18 protein-coding genes are annotated in these 20,057 nt (G+C 65.7%); 11 read left to right on the plus strand and 7 right to left on the minus strand.

Translation table 11 applies throughout. From position 1 onward, the window contains the following. Positions 1-10 precede the first annotated feature (10 nt). From FB478_RS08925 to FB478_RS08935, 3 genes are all read left to right on the plus strand, one after another. Positions 11-325 carry a helix-turn-helix transcriptional regulator gene (locus FB478_RS08925; protein WP_018770641.1) on the plus strand — a complete coding sequence of 105 codons (315 nt, stop codon included), beginning with the start codon at positions 11-13 and terminating at the stop codon, positions 323-325. Continuing rightward, on the plus strand, positions 322-729 hold the full coding sequence (locus tag FB478_RS08930) for an SRPBCC domain-containing protein (protein WP_144600228.1): 408 nt from the start codon (positions 322-324) through the stop codon (positions 727-729). The genes FB478_RS08925 and FB478_RS08930 overlap by 4 nt, the downstream gene beginning before the upstream one ends. Positions 730-832: 103 nt before the next feature. Beyond that, positions 833-1,081: a hypothetical protein gene (locus tag FB478_RS08935; protein ID WP_144600229.1), complete on the plus strand. Its 249-nt coding sequence runs from the start codon at positions 833-835 to the stop codon at positions 1,079-1,081. A gap of 462 nt (positions 1,082-1,543) precedes the next feature. Here the strand turns inward: FB478_RS08935 and FB478_RS08940 are convergent, their stop codons facing one another. From FB478_RS08940 to FB478_RS08950, 3 genes are read right to left on the minus strand one after another with little or no spacing between them, the layout of a single operon-like run. Beyond that, a complete protein-coding gene (locus tag FB478_RS08940) occupies positions 1,544-3,007 on the minus strand; it encodes a hypothetical protein (protein ID WP_235509802.1) in 1,464 nt (487 codons plus the stop codon). Between the two features lie 50 nt (positions 3,008-3,057). Continuing rightward, complete coding sequence (locus FB478_RS08945) at positions 3,058-4,809, minus strand: DUF5671 domain-containing protein (protein WP_144600318.1); 1,752 nt, start codon at positions 4,807-4,809, stop codon at positions 3,058-3,060. Continuing rightward, entirely contained in the window at positions 4,806-5,270 is a 465-nt protein-coding gene (locus FB478_RS08950; RefSeq protein WP_144600230.1) for a hypothetical protein, read from the minus strand. Before FB478_RS08950 ends, FB478_RS08945 begins: the two co-directional genes overlap by 4 nt. A gap of 265 nt (positions 5,271-5,535) precedes the next feature. On the opposite strand from FB478_RS08950, the gene FB478_RS08955 reads away from it, so the two are divergent. The 3 genes from FB478_RS08955 to FB478_RS08965 all read left to right on the plus strand — a co-directional run bounded on the left by FB478_RS08955 (position 5,536) and on the right by FB478_RS08965 (position 9,172). Beyond that, a complete protein-coding gene (locus FB478_RS08955) occupies positions 5,536-6,906 on the plus strand; it encodes an MFS transporter (RefSeq protein ID WP_018770636.1) in 1,371 nt (456 codons plus the stop codon). A 110-nt stretch (positions 6,907-7,016) separates the two neighbouring features. After that, entirely contained in the window at positions 7,017-8,273 is a 1,257-nt protein-coding gene (locus tag FB478_RS08960; RefSeq protein ID WP_144600231.1) for an aminopeptidase P family protein, read from the plus strand. Between the two features lie 62 nt (positions 8,274-8,335). Continuing rightward, on the plus strand, positions 8,336-9,172 hold the full coding sequence (locus FB478_RS08965) for an IclR family transcriptional regulator (protein ID WP_056391544.1): 837 nt from the start codon (positions 8,336-8,338) through the stop codon (positions 9,170-9,172). A gap of 27 nt (positions 9,173-9,199) precedes the next feature. Here the strand turns inward: FB478_RS08965 and FB478_RS08970 are convergent, their stop codons facing one another. Both FB478_RS08970 and FB478_RS08975 read right to left on the minus strand, forming a co-directional pair. Beyond that, positions 9,200-10,534 carry an MBL fold metallo-hydrolase RNA specificity domain-containing protein gene (locus FB478_RS08970; protein ID WP_261377371.1) on the minus strand — a complete coding sequence of 445 codons (1,335 nt, stop codon included), beginning with the start codon at positions 10,532-10,534 and terminating at the stop codon, positions 9,200-9,202. A gap of 66 nt (positions 10,535-10,600) precedes the next feature. Further along, complete coding sequence (locus FB478_RS08975) at positions 10,601-11,068, minus strand: Hsp20/alpha crystallin family protein (protein ID WP_186447768.1); 468 nt, start codon at positions 11,066-11,068, stop codon at positions 10,601-10,603. A gap of 271 nt (positions 11,069-11,339) precedes the next feature. On the opposite strand from FB478_RS08975, the gene FB478_RS08980 reads away from it, so the two are divergent. Together FB478_RS08980 and FB478_RS08985 are read left to right on the plus strand one after the other, a co-directional pair. Next, positions 11,340-11,807: a DUF4383 domain-containing protein gene (locus FB478_RS08980; protein WP_056391542.1), complete on the plus strand. Its 468-nt coding sequence runs from the start codon at positions 11,340-11,342 to the stop codon at positions 11,805-11,807. Between the two features lie 44 nt (positions 11,808-11,851). Further along, the gene (locus tag FB478_RS08985; RefSeq protein ID WP_134165487.1) at positions 11,852-12,307 is read left to right on the plus strand and encodes a universal stress protein; all 456 of its coding nucleotides are present in this window, start codon (positions 11,852-11,854) and stop codon (positions 12,305-12,307) included. 501 nt (positions 12,308-12,808) lie between these two features. Here FB478_RS08985 and FB478_RS08990 read toward each other — a convergent pair. Beyond that, entirely contained in the window at positions 12,809-14,422 is a 1,614-nt protein-coding gene (locus FB478_RS08990) for a PucR family transcriptional regulator (protein ID WP_144600232.1), read from the minus strand. 106 nt (positions 14,423-14,528) lie between these two features. Here FB478_RS08990 and FB478_RS08995 point away from each other — a divergent pair, with 106 nt between their 5' ends. Continuing rightward, positions 14,529-16,079, plus strand: a complete 1,551-nt coding sequence (locus FB478_RS08995; protein ID WP_144600233.1) for a cytosine permease — start codon at positions 14,529-14,531, stop codon at positions 16,077-16,079. 62 nt (positions 16,080-16,141) lie between these two features. Next, positions 16,142-17,089, plus strand: coding sequence for a polysaccharide deacetylase (locus FB478_RS09000; protein ID WP_144600234.1), 948 nt, complete (start codon positions 16,142-16,144; stop codon positions 17,087-17,089). An 87-nt stretch (positions 17,090-17,176) separates the two neighbouring features. Here the strand turns inward: FB478_RS09000 and FB478_RS09005 are convergent, their stop codons facing one another. Continuing rightward, complete coding sequence (locus FB478_RS09005; protein ID WP_018770626.1) at positions 17,177-18,019, minus strand: helix-turn-helix transcriptional regulator; 843 nt, start codon at positions 18,017-18,019, stop codon at positions 17,177-17,179. Between the two features lie 85 nt (positions 18,020-18,104). Here FB478_RS09005 and ilvD point away from each other — a divergent pair, with 85 nt between their 5' ends. Then, on the plus strand, positions 18,105-19,964 hold the full coding sequence (gene ilvD / locus FB478_RS09010; protein WP_144600235.1) for a dihydroxy-acid dehydratase: 1,860 nt from the start codon (positions 18,105-18,107) through the stop codon (positions 19,962-19,964). The last annotated feature ends 93 nt before the right edge of the window (positions 19,965-20,057 follow it).

A 20,057-nucleotide genomic window follows, 5' to 3' on the forward strand; every position in this document is an offset into this window, starting at 1 on the left:
TACTGTGGGTGTGCTTCCCGATGTCTTTGCCGCCGTAGCCAACCCGGCACGGCGCACCATCCTGGACGAGCTTCGGCAGGGACCGCGGACGGCCGGTGAGCTTACCGGCCTGCTGGACCTCAGCCGCCCCGCCGCGTCCGAACACCTGGCCGTGCTTCGCGAGGTGGGGCTGGTCCGCGAGGAGCGGCAGGGCCGGAACCGGGTGTACCACCTCCAGCCTGCCGCCCTCGCCGAGGTCGGCGGCTGGGTAAAGAACTTTGAGCACTACTGGAACCAGCGGCTGGACGCGCTGGCAGACCTTCTGGACGAGGAGAATCCGTCATGACCGAGAATGCCATCCGGCTGGAACGCCACTACCCCCACCCTGCCCCGGCGGTGTGGGCTGCACTGACCACACCGGAACTGCTGACGCGCTGGTGGGCGCCCGGCGATATTGCGCCCGTGGCGGGACATCGTTTCACCATGGACATGGACGCCTGGGGCCGGCAGCAGTGCGAGGTCCTGGCCGTGGAGGAGGGCAGCTCCATCAGCTTCCTCTTCTCCGAAGGCCAGCTGGACACCACCAGCACCTGGCGGCTCGAACCGGTCGACGGCGGTACCGTCCTCCACTTCGAACACGCGGGCTTCCAAGTCGATACCCCTATGGGCCGCCATGCCATAGAAGGCATGGGCAACGGCTGGCCGGGCCTGCTGGCCCGCATTGACGGGATCCTCGCCGAAGTCTCCTGACGCCTTGGGGGAGCGGACGACGGCGGGACGCGCCCGCCGTCGTCCGCTCCCTTCGGTGCCTTCCGCGGGTTTACCGCCCGAAGGAGAAGGGTAACGATGGAGTATGACTGATTCAGGAGCGGGCGGCGCCAACGACCCCTTTGACGGCAGCGACGGGATCGTGGCCGGAACCGAGCACCTTGAGACGCCTGAAAGCATCGTCGAGGATGTCCGCCACGACATCCAACTGGGCCACGTCCAGGACGATGTTACCCACGTCCTTGAGGAGCGGTTCGAGGAAGCAGGCATTGAGGCCCGCCCTGAGGAAGTGGATGACCTCGCCGAAGACATCGAGCGGGACGCATCAAGCTAAGCCCCTGGCGTCGACGCCAAGGAGCAGGTGCTTCACCGAGCAGGACGGGCCTGAAACGGCAGGTAACAACCTGGTCCAGTGCGCTGGCCGTGTTGGGCGCATGGCTTGAAGGAGTCATACCGGTGGTCCAGGTGGCCCGCCCCTCAACAGGGTGGTTGCGGCTTAGGGCCAATCGGCCCGGGTGAAGCGTATGGGGCTCCGCAGTGTGAGAAGGCAATCGGATGTCCACTCGGCGACATTGCCTTGTGAGTCCTGTGCATTGGGCGCTGCGACCTGCTGCACGTCCTGGTTTGCAGCGTCTTGAGGACCATCGGCGATGCTTTTCATTTATCCCCCTTGGCAAGCGTGTGTGCCCACCCTAGGCACCCCGGAATGCCAAAGGAAGAGGGTTAATCCACCAGCGGGATAAACTGCGCAAATCTTGAGTATCAGCGCGATTGTTCCCGCATCCGGCACCGCAGCTCACATCCCGGCATGCGAGAAAACAGTGCTGAAGAAGGCGGCCAGCGCGTCTGCTTTGGCCTGCGTTTCGGACTGTGATGCCGTGTTGCTGTTTGCCTCCATCGACAGCGTCCCCTTGCGCGCGCCGGCCCGGATATGCCATGCACCCGTCCCGTCGGAGAGCTGATAGGCCACGGCGTAACCCGAGTCGGCAGCCACCCCAAGGTTCAAGGGGGACACCGAGGTCCACGCCCGGCTGCCCCCACCGAACAGGCTTTCGTTAACGTTCGTGCAGCCCCGGAGGCGCTCCGCCCTGGAGTCAAACGGATAGGGTGGCCCCATGGTCGAGGGCATGCTGATGACGGTGAAATCGGTGTAGTCGTTCTTGCTGGCCCCCGTAATCTGTCCCTGCCCGTAGACGGACCCAAGCAGCGAGGCGGTGTAGGTCTCGTCGCTGATGGTGCAAGGGGAATCAGGCAGCTGGGATGAGGCGCCAGGGGTGAAGCCGGGAGGCGGCCCAAGTACCGTGGCCTGCGGCAGGCTGACCGGTTCCCCGTTCGGGCCGGTGATGCCCTTGAACAGGGCCACCAGCCGGTCCGGGGTCAGGGAGTTTGGCGGCGGCGCTGCCACTGATGAAGCGCCCTTCCCTGCCTGGTCAATGAGCTCCTTGGCAAGTCCTGCCATGGCCTCAAGGGCGGGCTTCGCATCAGACTCAGAGTTGAGACTGGCCACCCCAAGACTGAGGGTAATGGACAGTGTGCCATCCAGGACCCGAAGCCCCACGGTGCCTATATCCCCATGGCTCGTCGGCTTGGTGACCTGCATGAAGCCGTGCTGCTTTTCCCCGACTTGGGGAGCGGCAAGCAGTTGGAAGGCGGATGTGGAGGTCCGGCCGGCCTCGGTGTAGGCCAGGTCGAACTGGCGGCAGCGGGACACGAGATCATCCGCGTAACCGAAATCAGCCTTTGCAATGGTGTCCTTGTCCGCGCTCCGCAGGATGATCATGATGGTGGTGGTGGGGCCGGACTCACCACCGGCCGGCGGCATGCCGCCTTCCGCAAAACCGATGTCCTTGTCAGCCCAGCGGGCGAAGGGATCCTGCGGGACGAAGGCGACGCAATCCCCGGGTGTCGTTTCCATTTTCGTGGAGGGAAAGGACCCGCTGACGGCGCCGCTTCGAAGCGAAGCCGAATCATGGGCGGCGGGGAAGGGCAGGTTGCGGGTCTGGCCCACGCCGTTGATGATGGCCACAAGTTCAGCATCCGAGACAGGCTTTGACAGGGATGCCGTTGCGCCGGGGCTGCTGGGCGCCAGGGGGGTTTGCGGGGCAGGCCCGGAGGTGTTGGAAGGGCTGCTGCCCTGGGTGGTGCTACCGGAGGAACAGCCGGCCACGGCGAGCAGGACGGCCGCCATGCAACTGAACCACCCCCTGCCGTTCCTTCGTGGAGCAGCAACGCTGCGCTTCGCGGCTCCACGAGCTGCCATGGCCGGCCTCCTTTGCCAGCACCCACGCTAGGCCGCCACCCGGACGCCAGCTAGGGCCGTAGGACCCGGCCCGGCGCCGTGCCACCAGGGACGGCAGAACCCCCGGCGGCAACCAGCGGCGTGACTTCCAGCCGGGTTCCCGGCCCTGCCAGCACCAGGACATGCTGGGCTGCCACGCCCTCCAGGGCGGCAGCCACCTGCGGGACGATGTCCTCCACCCCGGCAGGAAGGACGGACGACGGCGGAAGTCCGGCGCCGCCGTCGTCAGCCCTCAGCCACGTGGTCACCTTGGCGCCGCCGGTGGCATCAGCGATGCCACGTGCCAACGCCTCCGGGTCCACGGTTCCCGGCGCGTAGCCGCTGATGAGCGTGACCCGCTCAATCACCCGTTTATGGATGGGTGCGGCGGCGGCAAGCAGGGCCCGGTCCTGCCGCCACAGCGCAAAGTGGTAACCCGCCACCAGCCCGGCCGCCACCAGGAGGCCCAGCGGGGCCCGGATCCGGTCCAAAAGGCTGCCGCCCGAAACGTCACCCAGCAGGAATTCGAAGAGCCGGTAGCCAATGACCAGCAGCGTAATGAGCGCCACCACCGCACTGACACCGAAAAACGCCACCAGGTAGACGCGCCGGCCGGGAGGGATATCGGCTGCCGTCCGCGGCTGGTGCCTCGGCTTCCACGCCTGCCACCAGACCGGGCCGCCGACGGCGAGGGAACTGATGCCGCCCAGGAGCAGGGTGCGCGTGGCACCACCGGCCAGTGGCGATACCGCAGCGGCCAGCAACGCGTTCACCACCACCCCGATGCCGGACGCGGCCGCGGCAAGCGCCACGGCCGACGTCACCAGGAGACTGGCGCGGCGGGTCCGGGGTGATCGGTGGACGGACGTGGTGCGGTGGTACCGCCACACCAGGGCGCCGATGACGGCGGCCGCAATGGCCGGGGCGAGCGGTTCGAGCAGGTCGTTCAGCGGGTCGCTCCGGTCAAACGCCAGCCGCAGGAGGACAAACAGGATGACACCCAGCCCGCCCAAAGCGGAGATCCCGGCGACGAAGATGCCGACAACGATGATGGTGACGTCCACCAGCCCCGTTTGGTAGCGCCGGCCACCCTCCCGGAACCAGTGCCACCACCACACCACTGCTCCGCCGGCGGCCCAAATGAGGGACCGGAGGACGTCGACCCACCACGGCTCAAAGGTGGCGGTGGCCGTGAAACCGCGGATGGCGACATCCAGCAGCGTACTGAGCGCGGCAATCGAGGCGCCGGCGGCCAGCAACAGGCCAAAGACGAAGCCGACGACGGCGCGCACGTCCTCAAGGTGCGATGAAGGTTTGCGGGGGTGCTTCCACATCCACCGGTGCCACCACCAGATAGCTGCCCACACAAGGGCGTTGGCCAACGGGGACTGCCACTGGCTTTCCTTCGCATCAACAAAAGATGAGGCGAGGTCCAGCAGCGATGTGGTGCCGATGATGAGCGAGACCGCGTACATACCGGTCAGGTAGAGGCCCCACCCGGGCGCAGTCCGCTCCGATTCGTCGTCGAGCCTCCGCCACACGAACCACCAGAGAAGCAGTGCCAGCGGTCCGCCGATCAGGGTGAAGGCCAGCGACAGGGCCAGCCCGGCCACGTCGCCCGCCGCCAGGACGTACGCCGTTCGGAACAGCCGTTCCAGCAGTCCGCTGAGGCCTGACGCCGTGATGACCACCAAGGCAAACAGCAGAACGTACAGGATCAGGCGGCGAAGTGTGGCCAGGCCGCTGGCGGGAGCGGGAGCCAATGGTGCTGCCGGCGCCGTCATTGCTTCACCGGCGTCACGGTGCAGGCCATCAGGGGGTACGGCGGCTGGTCGATCATCCATGTCCCGTTCACCTTGAGGAGCGAGAAGGCGTCCTCCATCTCATACTCTGAGGGGCCGAACGGTCCGCCCTGTGACGACCGCACGATCGAAACTTTGACGGTGGCTGAATCGGTGCGCTCCGTCGTCGAAATCAACACCACCCGGGCAGGGCGCGGTTCGCCCGGATAGGACCCACTGCACTTGCTCCGGGCACCCTCAGTGAGGAAGGACTGCGCGGTGGGGATGTCGCCGTCGATCACGGCTTTGCTGTACTGCTGGACCACTCCGGCGGGGCTCGCCTTATCCAGCGGTGCCGGCTCACCCCGGGTAAATACCACGGCCAGCGCAACCACCACCAGCACCACCACAACGCCCGCCAGCGCGAGCAGGATCCGGTCCGGTTTTCGCGCTGCGTCATCCATGGCGCAAGTATGCGGCAGGTCGGCGGCTTTCGCCCGTGTCTTAGGACCTGATTTTCCGCCGCCACTCGAATACTCAACGACGTTGCGCCTCACGCAACTTAATTGGGCATTGCTGGCCGATTGCGTTCGTCCTGCGACGGCGTTGCCACTCCGTGGAATGGGCTAAGAAACTTTGTAGGCGGCTATTGACTGTGGCACGCGTCACGGCCTATCTTGAAACAACCATGTTGCAACAGCTGCAACTCCTACTTTTACTGGTGGTTCCATGAGTAACGAATCAAACTCACCCGTCGCAGGAGTCATTGCCAATGACGTTGATGCTCCTTCCGCGGCAGGCCACGGCGCGGACAACCCGGTGGCCAGCAAGGACGTTCGACGCCGGGTGGTCACGGCGAGCTTCATCGGCAACTTCGTCGAGTGGTTCGACTACGCCGTGTACGGCTATCTCGCGGCCGTAATTTCCTCGGTATTCTTTCCCGAAGCCGACCGGCAGACCGCGCTGCTGGCAACCTTCGGCGTCTTTGCCATTTCCTTCTTCGTCCGGCCCCTGGGCGGCTTCTTCTGGGGCCACATCGGCGACAAGCTGGGCAGGCGCAAAGCCCTGTCGCTCTCCATCGTCATCATGTCCGTCTCCACCTTCTGCATCGCCCTCATTCCGGGATACTCAACCATCGGCATGCTGGCTCCGGTCCTGCTGCTCCTGGTCCGCGTGGTGCAGGGCTTCTCGGCAGCCGGCGAATACGCAGGCGCCTCAGCCTTCCTGGTGGAATACGCCCCGGCCAACCGCCGCGGACTCTACGCCGCGGTGGTCCCGGCCAGCACCGCAGCGGGCCTGCTCCTGGGTTCCCTGATCGCTGCGCTCCTCAGCTCTGTGCTCAGTACTGAACAGCTGCACGAGTGGGGCTGGCGGCTGCCGTTCCTCCTGGCGGCCCCCATGGGCCTGATCGGCCGCTACATCCGCACCAAGCTGGAGGACACACCCGCTTTCCGCGCCCTGGCCGACCAAGCCGAATCAGCGCCTAAGGCTCCTGCGCTGGACATGTTCCGGACCTACCGCAAGCAGCTGATCATTGCCTGCGGGGCAGTGCTGCTCAACGCCGTCGGCTTCTACGTCATCCTCAGCTACATGCCCACGTACCTTTCCGAGGAACTGGGCTTCGGGCCCACCGAATCCTTCCTGGCCACTACCATCGCCCTGGCCAGCTACATCGGATTCATCTTCCTGACCGGCATCGCGTCGGACCGGTTCGGCCGCAAGAAAATGCTGATCACCGCCTCCGTGCTGTTCATCCTCCTGACCGTCCCCGCCTTCATGCTCCTGGACACCGGCAACTTCCTGGTCATCGTGCTGGTCCAGATCCTGCTGGGCGGCATGCTCACCCTGAACGACGGCACCCTGCCCAGCTTCCTTGCCGAACTGTTCCCCACCAAGGTCCGGTACAGCGGATTCGCAGTCAGCTTCAACCTGTCCAATGCATTGTTCGGCGGCACCGCACCCTTCATGGCCACACTGCTGATCGGCCTGACGCAGAGCAAGCTGGCCCCCGGCTGGTACCTGGTGGCGGCCTCTGTCGTATCCCTGGTGGCCGTGCTGTTCGCCGCCGAAACGTCGCGGAAGCCCCTTAAACACCTCTGAGCGACCAGAGGCCCCTCAACCAACCCCTCGCACAAACAACACCAACTGCAGCGCAATCACCTGCCGCGGCATGCCCTGGCAGCAGCTGCATCCATTAGAAAGGCACACCCGTGACCATCACTGCCGACAACGCCTCATCCATCGCCGAGCTGGAGCGCCTCAAGGTCCTGCACAACGGCACCAAGGGCAAGCTCACGTTCTCCGACGCAGAGTTCGAGCGCCGCCTGGGCGGGCTCCGCCGGATCATGGCCGCCAAGGACCTGGACGCTGTCATCCTCACCAGCTACCACGGCATCAAGTACTACTCCGACTTCCTGTACACCACGTTCGGCCGCAACTACGCCCTGGTGGTCACCGCTGACGACTCCGTCACCGTCACGGCCAACATCGACGCCGGCATGCCCTGGCGCACCTCCTACGGCGAGAACATCGTCTACACCGACTGGCGCCGCGACAACTTCTACTTCGGCCTGCAGGAGGCACTGCGCCAGCGCGGCGTCAAGGCCTCCCGCCTGGGCGTCGAGGACGACTTCCTCCCCGGCCTGACCCGCGAGAAGATCGCCGCCGCCTTCCCCGGAGCGGAACTCCTGGACGTTTCGCAGGACACCATGCGCCAGCGCATGATCAAGTCCGCCGAGGAGATCGAGGTCATCAAGCACGGCGCCCGCATCGGCGACCTGGGCGGCGAAGCCATCCGCAACGCCATCCGCGAGGGCATCACCGAGTACGAGGTGGCCCTGATCGGCACCGAGGCCATGGTGCACGAAATCGCCCGCACGTTCCCGCACCGTGAGGTCCGCGACACCTGGGTGTGGTTCCAGTCCGGCATCAACACCGACGGCGCCCACAACTGGGCCACCACCCGGAAACTGCAGCAGGGCGACATCCTCTCGCTCAACTGCTTCCCGATGACCTCCGGCTACTACACCGCCCTGGAGCGCACCCTCTTCCTGGGCCAGCCGGACGAACGCTCCCTGGAACTGTGGAACATCAACGTGGAGGTACACCGCCGCGGCCTGGAACTCATCAAGCCCGGCGCCGTCTGCAAGGACATCGCCGCCGAGCTCAACGAGATCTACATCAGCCACGGCCTGCTGGCCAACCGTACCTTCGGCTACGGACACTCCTTCGGCGTCCTCAGCCACTACTACGGCCGCGAAGCCGGCCTGGAACTGCGCGAGGACATCGACACCGTCCTGGAACCCGGCATGGTGGTCTCCATGGAACCCATGATCACGGTAGCGGACGGCCTGCCGGGCGCCGGCGGCTACCGCGAGCACGACATCCTGGTCATCGGCGAGGACAACACGGTGGAGAACATCACCAAGTTCCCCTTCGGCCCGGAACACAACATCATCCAGGCATAACCATCACACTGGGAGGCGGCGCCACGGACACGTGGCGCCGCCTCTGCCGTCCATGAGGAAAGATGGTGTCCACCATGACTCCTGCAAAAACCTCCGACAGCAACGGCAACGGGACCGGCACCAACGGCGGGACGGACGCGAAAGGCGCCTCCGTCGTCGTCAATGCCATCGCCGTCCTGCGCACCTTCACAGCTGACGAACCACTGCTGGGCGTCACCGAAATCGCCAACCGCGTAGGCATGCACAAGAGCAGCGTCTCCCGGATCCTGGCCACCTTCGAGCAGGAAAACCTGGTGGAACGGGACCCCGAAACCAAGCGGTTCCGGCTGGGACTGGGACTCATCGCCGTCGCCGGGCCGCTGCTGGCCGAGATGGAGGAACGGCGCGTGGCGTATCCGGTCCTGCGGCAATTGACCGAGCAGACCGGGGAAACCAGTGCGCTGATGCTCTGGAACGGGGACGAGGCCATCTGCGTGGAGCAAATCGCCAGCCACCACCAGATCAAGCACACCACCCCTTTGGGGGCGCGCTACCGGGACGCCATGAGCGCCTCCGTCCAGGTATTCCTCTCCACCCTCCCGGCCGAGCGGGTACGGGAGCTGCTGCGCAGCGGAACCATCACCTTTCCAGGACTGGACGACGCCGGACTGGCAGCCTACGAAGCCAGGCTCCAGGATGTGGCGGAGCGGGGATGGGCGGGAAACTACGGCGAATCGTCCATGGACGAGGTTGGCGTCGCCGCCCCCGTCCGGGACCACCGCGGCGACATAGTGGCCGCCGTCCTCATCCCAGCCCCCCGCTTCCGGGTATCGAAGGAACAGTTCGAAAGCCTGGGGGAGGCCTGCGTGGCCGCCGCCGCCAAAGTCACCACCCGCCTGGGCGGGCGCCCCACAACCTGAAGCGGCGTGGCGGTGTTCTGCGTCTCTTTAGCTGGGGTGTTCGAGCGAGATGGTTTCCAGGTGCTCGGGGACGCGTGCTTTCCAGCCAAGTTGGCGCTTGATGCGGGCCCGGAGGGTGTCTGCGGCGTCCGATTCACCATGCGTGACGTAGGTCATGGCCGGCGCCTGGGAAGCGGTCTTCATCCATTGGATCAGCTCGTCGGAATCCGCATGGGCTGACAGTCCTTCCATTTGGATGACTTCTGCTCCGATTTCAACGTCCTGTCCGTAGATGCGGAGGTGTTTTTCACCCGCGGCGAGCGATGCTCCGCGCGTGCCTCCGGCCTGGTATCCGCTGAGGATGATGGCGTTGCGCCGGTCCGGCCCGTAGGCCGCGAGGTGGTGCAGGATCCTGCCGCCAGTGAGCATGCCGCTGGCGGAGATGATGATCATGGGTCCGCCGCGAAGGTTGAGCAGCTTGGATTCGTCAGCGCTTCGGACGGGCGTAGCCACTTTGTACATGCTTTCGAATTCGTGCTGTTTGAGCCTGTGTTCCTCCCGGTGGCGCTGGTACATACCGGAGGCGTCAATGGCCATCGGGCTGTTGAGGTAGATCGGGATGGAGGGGATGGCATTCCTGGCCAGAAGGCGTGAGAGGTGCAGCAGGACTGTTTCGGCCCGGCCGACGGCGAACGCAGCGATCATGATGACGCCGCGTCGTTTGGCCACCCGGCTGATGATCTCGCCCAGTTCGGTTTCAGGGTTCCCCGCGGGATGTGCCCTGTTGCCGTAGGTGGATTCGGTGACCAGTACGTCCACGGGCTCAAGGTCACGGGGCGGGTACATCAGTGGGTCGTGGGTGCGGCCCAGATCCCCGGTGAAATGGATCGTCCTGCCGCCGAGTTTGAGGTGCACCTGTGCGGCGCCCAGGATGTGGCCGGCGGGAAGGAATGTCGCGTCGATGCCCCCGGGCAGGGAAAACGGGGAGTCGAAGCCCTGGGTCCTGAAACTGTTGAGCGATCGGACGGCGTCTTCTGCAGTGTAGAGGGGCACTGGCGGATGATGTGTTGATGATGCTGTGCGGTCCGCATACCGGGCTTCCTCTTCCTGGAGGTAACCGCTGTCGGGAAGCAGCAGTGAACACAGTTCTGCCGTACCAGGGGTCGCATAGACAGGGCCGTTGAAACCGTCGCGGACCAGGGCAGGAACATACCCGGTGTGGTCCAGGTGGGCATGTGTGAGGACAACGGCGTCGATGTTCGCGGGGCTGACCTGGAACGCTACCCGGTTACGGTCGCGGAGGTGTTTATAGCCCTGGAACAGACCGCACTCGATCAGGACCCGGTGGCCGCGTGAACGGATCAGGTATCTGGAACCCGTCACAGTGTCGGTTGCACCGAGGAACTGCAACGTCGGGGGATGCTGGTCCCTTGGCTGGGGCACTGCCCGTTACCCGCGGGTGATGGGAAGTTTTTTCGGTTCGGTGGGTTGTGCCTGCTCGGGCAACGGGGTGCGGACTTCCAGGACCCCGTTGGTGTAGGTGGCTTTGATGTCTTCTTCCTTGACCCCGTCAGGGAGCGGGATGTTCCGGTTGAAGGACCCGTAGCGGAACTCTGACCGATAGCTGCCTTTGTCCTTGTGTTCTTCCTTTTCCTGGCGTTCAGCGCGGATCCGCAGGAACCCGTCATCCATTGTCACTTCAATGTCTTTGTCAGGATCGACGCCGGGCATCTCGGCACGCACCACAAGGGTCTTGTCGTCGACGAACTCTTCGACCCTGATCGGGGCAGGGCCGGCCGGTGACTCAAACATGCGCTCTATGGAGTCCAGCAACTCCGCCGGGGAGCGCAGGGCAGACGTGAAGGGGGAGGGCCACCGGGAGGCTGCGAAGGGGGACCATTTGAGCAGATCAGACATGACAAAAACTCTCCAGATTCGGTGCGGAGGACGCCCGGAAGGGGCCGGATCAATCCAGTAAATACCCGTGCAGCCGGGGCTGGCAGGGGCAAAAGACCCGCCCGCCCGGAGCCCTCACGCACAGCCCTGAAATTCATGGATACCTGAGGACTAAAGCCTCTGAAGGCAAGACGCGCCCGGCTCGAAGCTGGAACCATAGGGAGGCTTGCCCCACCCCGGCAGCCGAACTTCAACACAACTATTTCCCTCCCTGCGTACAAGGAAGCAAGCCATGTCTGCATCATCAGCACATCCGGGCGTAGGCGCACGTCACCACCGCACGGCCATCGAAATCACAGCCCTGGCGGCGGGAGCCGTTTTCGCCCTGGTGGGCGTTCTCGGTTTCATCCCTGGAGTCACCACGAACTATTCGGAACTGAGTTTCGCCGGCCCCGACTCCGGCGCGATGCTCCTGGGTGTCTTCCAGGTATCCATCCTGCACAACATTGTTCACCTCCTCTTTGGAGCAGCCGGCCTGCTCATGGGCAGGACCGCGTCCCAGTCGAAGTACTATCTCATCGGCGGCGGCGCCCTCTACCTGGTTATTTGGCTCTACGGACTCCTGATTGACCAGGCATCCTCGGCCAACTTCATCCCGGTGAACACCTCAGATAACTGGCTCCACGTGGTGCTGGGAGTCGTCATGCTCGCAGTGGGGATTGTGCTTGGCCGCGGAACCGGCCCGGCGAAAGCACCCTGATCCCTCTGACCCAGTACGGCTCGGGGCAGTGAAAGGAAAGACGAATGACCAGCACTGGTCCATTCCTGATTGTTGTCGGCTTTGACGGTTCCGAACCCTCCCAGGCAGCACTGGACTGGGCGATGGATGAGGCCCGCCAACGCAATGGCCAACTCCGCTTCGTCACCGCCTGGAACAAGCCGCCAATGGCGTGGTATCCGGCTGTCCTGGAAACGGCCGCAGGTGAAATTGCCGCCGAAGAGTCTCCGGAGCACATCGCCCGGACGCTCCAGGGTGAGGCGCTGAAGGCCGCCGCAGATGGCGGCGTGACCGCTTCGGGGCAACTCGTAGACACCCATTCACCTGCTTCGGCGATTCTTGACGCCGCCAAGGACGCGGATCTCATTGTCGTCGGCTCCCGGGGCCATGGGGGATTTCCAGGGCTGCACATGGGCTCCGTATCCACCCAGGTGGTCAACCACGCCCCCTGTGCTGTCCTGGTGGTCCAATCCAAGGCGTAATGCCCCTGGAGCCTGCTCAGCTGGGCCCTGTCAGCCGCTGCAGCTGGGCGCGTGGAGGGGACGCACACCAAAAGTTCAAGCGGAATGCGCTCTACCTCTGGTGGAGTGCCGGGGCCGGTCGTAGAGTGGAAGTGCCTGCAGGTAACCATCAGATGACGCCGGGTTGTTCAGGACATGAGAATGTCCGAGCCGTCTCTTAGCGAGATCGCGAAGGTACCTGCAGGTTCTGCGTTTAAACACTTTTCTCCGCTGGAAATTTGGCTCTTGCGTCCCCGCAAAACCAGGCGTAACACTGTTAATACGTTCTTCGAAAGAAGGGCGGGAACGGACAACAGGGAACCCTGGAACACACCGTGGATCTGATCCAGGTGGTCTGCCGGTGACGAGGCAGGAAGCACCAGGATTCCCGCAAGTTCGGGAGATGATGTTCGTCATAACGGAATCAAAACAGTCGAAGCCCCTTCAGCATTGCTGGTGGGGCTTCCCCTATGTACTGCCAGGTCAGGGCAGTCCGGCCATCCGGGCCGCCAGGTGCAGTGCCGCCAGCCGGCCCGTGCCGCGCGGATCACCGCCGCACAGCTCGAAAATGCGCTGCAACCTGTGGTGCATCGACTGGCGCTCCAGGTGCAGTTCCCGTGCAGACTGCGCTGTGTTGCAGCCTGAGTCCAGCCACACCTGCAGGGTCTCCAGCAGCTGGGACTGCCGCTGCGCATCATGCTCAAGGACCGCCCGCAGCTGCCGGTTGACGAACGCCTCCCGTGATGAGGCATCAAGGCAGGTCAGGGACAGGCTCTCCACGGCAGCGTCCTCCGCATCCACCACCACCAGGCCGCGGGCCGGATAGCGCCTGCGCGCCGACGCGTTCCTGCGCCGGATCTGGCGCACCTCCAGGGTGCGGCGGGCTTCGGCCAGGGACCAGGCGGCTTCCGCCACGCCGCCGGCCAGGGGACCGACGGCGATCACCGCATCATGGTCCCCTTCCAGCCCCTTCAGCGATTCCACAAGCTGCCGCCGTTCACCGACAGTGTCAGCGCAGGGCAGGCCGATCATCACCACCAGTTCGGCATCATCCAGATAGGCGGCGCACGGAATGCGCCGTGAGCTGAGGAAGCTTTCGACGGCGCCACGCAGCTCCTGCGGTGACGCGGCGTGGATTGCCGCCACCACGGAGGGGGAGTCCGTGGGGAAGCCGGCACCCGGAGCCAGCTGCTCAAGGCGCCACTCCGGAGCTGCGTTCAGGACTGCCCGCATCAGTTCGGCGCCAGCCAGGGCATGCAGTCCGGGAGGCGTGTGCTGCAGCAGCGCCAGGCCCAGGATGTCCACGGCGCGTTCCCCCGCCACCTGCGCCAGGGCCACGTCCGCGGCATCCGGAACCCGCACCTCCAGGCGGCCCATGAGGACACCCCGCACGGGAATGTCCACGGTGATCACCGTTCCGCCGGCCCTGCCGTGAAAGCCGCCGTGCCCGCCCGGCCCGGAGCCGCCGTCGTCCGCGGTATCGCCAGCTGCCGCCGCCCCGGCTTCCGCGCCAATGTCACCGTTCCAGCCCTCGGGCATGGCGCTGCCCATGGTGACTCCCCAGGGGGAGGTGAGCTTCACCGCGGAGCTGGTGATGCCGGCCAGTACGCCCAGGATCTTGTCGAGTGAAGCGCCGTGGGCCAGCTCCGCCGCCATGGCCCGGGTGGCAGCGTCAGCCTGCTGCAGGTGTCCCACGGACTCGCTCACAAGCAGGGAATTGATGGCCTGCATGACGCCCACGAACGGCACCACCTTGCGCAGCTCCACCACCGGAAGGCCATATTCCTCGGCCTTTTCGAGCATGTTGGCCGGGATCTCCGGCAGGGCGCCACCGGTCTCGATGGCGAGCGCCGCAATCCCGCGCTGGGCCAGTTCGCGCACGTAGTCCTCGCGCTTGGCAGGCGTGGCCGTGGCCAGGGTGATCCCGCCGCACAGCAGCAGTTCGCCGCCCCGGAGCAGGGGTGCAATGTCAAGCACTTCGCTGGAGTGGACCCAGCGGACCGGTTGCGCGTCGGCCGCCACACCCAGGGGGTGGACCACGGGATCGGCGGCGGCGAGGGCGGGGTGGGCGAGTATTTCGCCAAGAAACACTGACACGACAGTCCGTAACGTAGTAGGGGAATCTGTTCGACACATCGTATCTTGTTCCTTGTGATGGGGGCCACATAGCCTTTTGGTACTTATCCACCTCACGGAGGCCCCCATGCAAGAAAAGCTTTCACCAGCCACGCACGGCCAGCCCGGCCAGGCCACGCAGGACCACAACGCCGTGGACCACGAAGCCTGGCTCCAACCCATCCCCGAATCAGCACGCACACGCAAGGTTTCCGGCCAGTTCTGGATCTGGGCGGGCGCCAACCTGGCACCCATCAACTGGGTGCTGGGGGCACTCGGGATCCAGCTGGGACTCGGGTTGGCGGACACCGTCACCGTCCTGGTCCTGGGCAACCTGATCGGCATGCTGCTCTTTGGCTGCTTCGTCCTCCTGGGCCAGAAGACCGGCGCCACTGGCATGGTCCTGGCCCGCGCCGCATTCGGACGGCGCGGCAATTACCTCCCGGCCGCCATCCAGGCCCTCCTGGTCATCGGCTGGTGCGCGGTGAACACCTGGATCATCCTGGACCTGGTCATGGCGCTCTTCGGAACCCTTGGGTGGGTTGACCCGGAAGCCCCCAACTACGCCTGGAAGATCGGCGTCGCCACCTTCATCATGGCCCTGCAGGTAGCCATCGCCTGGTTCGGCTACAAGGCCATCGCGGCCTTCGAAAAATGGACCGTACCGCCCACCATCCTCATCCTGGCCGTCATGTCGGCCGTCGCCTGGTTCGGCATGGACATCGACTGGGGCTACGCCGGACCGGCCGGCGCCATCCTGGAAGGCTCGGAGCGGATCGCCGCCATGAGCGCCGTCATGACCGCCATCGGCATCGGCTGGGGCATCACCTGGTTCACCTACGCCGCGGACTACTCCCGGTTCGTCAGCACCAGCGTCCCCAAGAAGAAGGTCTACCTCGCCTCGGTCCTTGGCCAGTTCATCCCGGTGGTCTGGCTGGGTGTCCTGGGCGCCAGCCTGGCCACCAACTCCGGGGAGATCGACCCCGGCAAGCTGATCGTCCTCAACTTCGGCGCCATGGCGCTGCCGGTGCTGCTCATGGTGCTCCACGGCCCCATCGCCACCAACATCCTCAACATCTATACGTTCTCCGTCGCAACCCAGGCACTGGATATCTCCATCAGCCGCCGCAAGCTCAACCTGTTCGTCGGCGTCTTCTCGCTGGCCGCCGTCGTCTTCTTCATCTTCCAGGAGGACTTCGCCGCGGTACTCGACGCCTGGCTGATTGGCCTGGTGGCCTGGGTGGCCGCCTGGGGCGGCATCATGCTGGTGCACTACTTCTGGCTGGACAAGCGCTGGCCGGGCGAGCCGGAGCGCCTGTTCGACGCCGTGGGCACCAAGCGGCTGCCCGGCGTCAACTGGGCCGGTGTCATCTCCCTGGTGGCCGGGATTTTCGCAACGTGGCTCTTCATGTACGGCCTGATCCCCATCATGCAGGGCCCCATCGCGGTGGCGCTGGGCGGCTGGGACCTGTCCTGGCTGGCCGGTGGACTGACCAGCGCCGGGGTGTACGCCATCCTCGGGCCGCGGCAGCACATCCGCTACCTTGCCCTGCAGCCCCGCATCAAGGAGGCGGCGGACAGCGCCCCTGGAGCAGACGGCAAGGCAGCGGACAGCGCGCCCGCCCTTCCCGCCCTCTAAACGGCCCTGCCCTTCTTCCCCAGCACCTGGCGGGCGCACTGCGCCCGCCGAAAGGATTTCCCGTGAACCAGCCCGCCATCGCAGACCCGCTGCACCCCATCACCTGGCCCGACGGCGCCAAGGCCGCCGCATCCTTCACCTTCGACGTGGACGCAGAGTCCTGCACCATCGCCCACAACCCCACAAGCACCCGGCGCATGTCCCTGATGAGCCACCAGTCCTACGGTCCCAAAATCGCGGTGCCGCGGCTCCTGGCCATCCTGGCGCGCCAGGACATCCAGGCCACCTTCTTCATCCCGGGCTTCACCGCCGAGTCTTACCCGGACGTGGTGCGGCAGATCGTGGACGGCGGTCATGAAGTGGCGCACCACGGCTACCTGCACGAACCCATGCAGGGCATCGACGCCGCCACCGAGGCAAGCTACATCGACCGGGGCCTTGAGGCCCTGGCCACGGTGGCCGGAGTCCGGCCGGTGGGCTACCGGGCACCGTGGTGGGAGCTGAACTGGCACTCGCCGGGCCTGCTGGCCGACCGCGGCTTCCTCTACGATTCCAGCCTGCTCGACGGCGACGCCCCCTACCGCTTCGCCGTCGCCGCCGATGATCCCCGGGACATTGTGGAGATTCCGGTGGACTGGACCCTTGACGACTGGGAGCAGTACGCGTTCTATCCCGGCGTGACGGGCAGCGGGGTGATCGAGAGCCCGGCCAAGGTCCTGGAGATGTGGACCCTTGAAGCCGAGGCCCACCACTCCCAGGGCAGCTGTTTCGTGCTGACCAACCACCCGTTCATCTCCGGCCGGCCGTCCAAGGCGGTGGCGCTGGAGCAGCTGATCGAGCGGGTTAAGGCGATGGACGGCATGTGGGTAACCACCATGGAACAGATTGCCCGGCACACCAAGGAAACCGTGACGGAGGTCCACACCCACGCTCGGATCGACGTGCCGGTATTCCCGGGCGCGGGTGCACAGTTCCAGGCCGCCTTGGTGCGGCAGGGGGTGCTGGCCTAGCGTCCTGGGGTAGCGCCCGGGGCAAGCGTCCCGGGCGAGGAAAGCGGCCGACGGCGGGAGTTCCCGCCGCCGGCCGCTTTCGGTTGTTTACGACTGGTCAGCCGTGGTCATCAGGGACTGCATCTGGGCTGCGGCGCCGCTGCCCGGGGCGGGCGTGTAGACAACGATGTGCAGGTCCGGCCGGTCCGAAGGCGACACCTGGTGGTGTTCCAGCTGGAGGACTCCGACGGCGGGGTGGTGGAAGAGCCGCTCGCGGGATTCGAAGCCCAGGATGTCGTACAGGTCCCAGCCCTGGCGGAACTCGGGGCTTGCCTCCTTGAGCCGTTCCACCTGGTACTGGATGTCCGGATCACCCAGCCGCTGTCCGGTTTCGGCGCGGAATTCGGCAAGGAAACGCTTGCTGGTGGTGTCCCAGTCCGGGAGCAGGTCCCGGACGTAGGGGTCGGTGAACACCAGCCACAGCAGGTTCCGGTCCGCCGGGGGCACTGTGGCGATGTTGGGGTACAGCGCCGCATAGGCCTTGTTCCAGCCGGCTACGCCCCAGTCCGGGAACAGGGCAAAGGACGGATTGGGATCAAGTGCATCCAGCAGCCGCTGGATGTGGGGCGGAGCAGTATCGGCGGCGGGGCCGGAGGGCGCCGCGGACGCATACCCGCCCAGGGACAGGACATAGCCAAGGCCGGTGGTGGAAAGATGCAGCGCGCGGCTGACGGCCTCCAGGACCTGGCGGGAGGGGCTGATGTCCCTGCCCTGCTCCAGCCAGGTGTACCAGGTGACGCTGACACCGGAGAGGAAAGCCACCTCCTCGCGGCGCAATCCCCGGTCGCGCGAGCGGCCGATCGGCGGCAGGCCATAGTCGGCCCGCAGCGCCTGGTCGCGGCGGGCGCGCAGGAAGAGGCCAAGTTCCTTGCGCCGTCCGGGATCACTCACCCGGAAATACTATTACTCTGGTACTCCTACTACTAGTAGCAAGAGCGTCTTCCACCCCGCCCTATGAGCCCGCAGGATGGTAGGCATGCCTGCACTTCGCTCTAAAACAGTCACCCATGGCCGCAACATGGCCGGCGCCCGCGCACTGCTGCGCGCTTCCGGCGTCGCCAATTCGGACATCGGAAAGCCGATCATCGCCGTGGCCAACTCCTTCACCGAGTTCGTCCCCGGCCACACCCACCTCGCCCCCGTGGGCCGGATCGTCTCCGACGCGATCCTCGCCGCCGGTGCCGTGCCGCGCGAGTTCAACACCATCGCCGTGGACGACGGCATCGCCATGGGCCACAGCGGCATGCTCTACTCGCTGCCGTCCCGCGACCTGATCGCCGACTCCGTGGAGTACATGGTCAACGCACACTGCGCGGACGCCCTGGTATGCATCTCCAACTGCGACAAGATCACCCCCGGCATGCTCATGGCCGCGCTGCGCCTGAACATCCCCGTGGTCTTCGTCTCCGGCGGCCCCATGGAAGCAGGGCGCGTGACCCTGACCGACGGCTCCGTCCGCTCCCTGGACCTGGTGAACGCGATTGCCGATGCCGTGGACGAGTCCATCTCCGATGCCGACATCAATCTCATCGAAGAGAACGCCTGCCCCACCTGCGGCTCCTGCTCCGGCATGTTCACCGCCAACTCGATGAACTGCCTCACCGAGGCCATCGGCCTGTCCCTGCCGGGCAACGGGTCCGTGCTCGCCACCCATACCGCACGCAAGGCCCTGTACGAGAAGGCCGGCGCCACCGTCGTCGAACTCGTCAAGCGCTACTACGACGGCGACGACGATTCCGTGCTGCCGCGCTCCATCGCCACCGCGAAGGCCTTCGATAACGCCATGGCCCTGGACATCTCCATGGGCGGCTCCACCAACACCATCCTGCACCTGCTGGCCGCCGCCCAGGAAGCCGGCGTGGACTACGGCCTGGCCGAGATGGATGCCAAGTCCCGCCAGGTGCCCTGCCTGGCCAAGGTGGCTCCGAACGTGGCCAAGGACAAGACCTACTACATGGAGGACGTGCACCGCGCCGGCGGCATCCCCGCCCTGCTGGGCGAGCTGAACCGAGGCGGCCTCCTGCACAAGGACGTCCACTCCGTGCATTCCGATGACCTGGACGGCTGGCTGGATGACTGGGACATCCGGGGCGGCAAAGCCACCGAGGAAGCAAAGGCCCTGTGGCACGCCGCTCCCGGCGGTGTCCGCTCCTCCACCGCGTTCTCCCAGTCGAACGAGTGGACCTCCCTGGACACCGACGCCGCGGAAGGCTGCATCCGCTCGGTGGAGCACGCGTACTCCAAGGACGGCGGACTGGCCGTGCTCCGCGGCAATGTGGCCATCGACGGCGCCGTGGTGAAGACCGCCGGCGTGGACGAGTCCATCTGGACCTTCTCGGGCCCGGCCGTGGTGTGCGAATCCCAGGATGAAGCCGTGGAAAAAATCCTGAACAAGACCGTCAAGGAAGGCGACGTGGTGGTCATCCGTTACGAAGGCCCCCGCGGCGGCCCCGGCATGCAGGAAATGCTCTACCCGACGTCGTTCCTCAAGGGCCGCGGCCTGGGCAAGAAGTGCGCCCTCATCACTGATGGCCGTTTCTCCGGCGGCACGTCCGGCCTGTCGATCGGGCACATCTCGCCGGAGGCTGCCTCCGGCGGCGCCATCGCCCTGGTGGAGGACGGTGACATCATCAGCATCAACATCTCGCAGCGTTCCATGCAGCTTGAGGTCTCGGACGAGATCCTGGCCGAACGCCGCGAGAAGCTGGAGGTCAACGGCGGCTACAAGCCCAAGGACCGGGACCGCCAGGTCTCCGCTGCACTGCGCGCCTACGCCGCCATGGCCCTGTCCGCGGACAAGGGCGCAGTACGGGACGTGTCGCTGGTAGAGCGGTAAGGCGTCCACGGCGGGGAAGGGGAGAAGCAGGTCCTCCGGCCCTCCCCCGCCCGGGCCCGGCGCGCCACACTTGAAGGGTCATCGGCAGGCCCA

The organism is Arthrobacter sp. AG367 (assembly GCF_007828995.1).
Classification (GTDB): domain Bacteria; phylum Actinomycetota; class Actinomycetes; order Actinomycetales; family Micrococcaceae; genus Arthrobacter.

Coding starts and splice junctions, on each gene's coding strand:
- FB478_RS08935 (WP_144600229.1), top strand. CDS start 833: ATGACTGATTCAGGAGCGGGCGGCGCCAACGACCCCTTTGACGGCAGC.
- FB478_RS08965 (WP_056391544.1), top strand. CDS start 8,336: ATGGTGTCCACCATGACTCCTGCAAAAACCTCCGACAGCAACGGCAAC.
- FB478_RS08975 (WP_186447768.1), bottom strand. CDS start 11,068: ATGTCTGATCTGCTCAAATGGTCCCCCTTCGCAGCCTCCCGGTGGCCC.
- FB478_RS08950 (WP_144600230.1), bottom strand. CDS start 5,270: ATGGATGACGCAGCGCGAAAACCGGACCGGATCCTGCTCGCGCTGGCG.
- FB478_RS08985 (WP_134165487.1), top strand. CDS start 11,852: ATGACCAGCACTGGTCCATTCCTGATTGTTGTCGGCTTTGACGGTTCC.
- ilvD (WP_144600235.1), top strand. CDS start 18,105: ATGCCTGCACTTCGCTCTAAAACAGTCACCCATGGCCGCAACATGGCC.
- FB478_RS08980 (WP_056391542.1), top strand. CDS start 11,340: ATGTCTGCATCATCAGCACATCCGGGCGTAGGCGCACGTCACCACCGC.
- FB478_RS08995 (WP_144600233.1), top strand. CDS start 14,529: ATGCAAGAAAAGCTTTCACCAGCCACGCACGGCCAGCCCGGCCAGGCC.
- FB478_RS08955 (WP_018770636.1), top strand. CDS start 5,536: ATGAGTAACGAATCAAACTCACCCGTCGCAGGAGTCATTGCCAATGAC.
- FB478_RS08940 (WP_235509802.1), bottom strand. CDS start 3,007: ATGGCAGCTCGTGGAGCCGCGAAGCGCAGCGTTGCTGCTCCACGAAGG.
- FB478_RS08945 (WP_144600318.1), bottom strand. CDS start 4,809: ATGACGGCGCCGGCAGCACCATTGGCTCCCGCTCCCGCCAGCGGCCTG.
- FB478_RS08930 (WP_144600228.1), top strand. CDS start 322: ATGACCGAGAATGCCATCCGGCTGGAACGCCACTACCCCCACCCTGCC.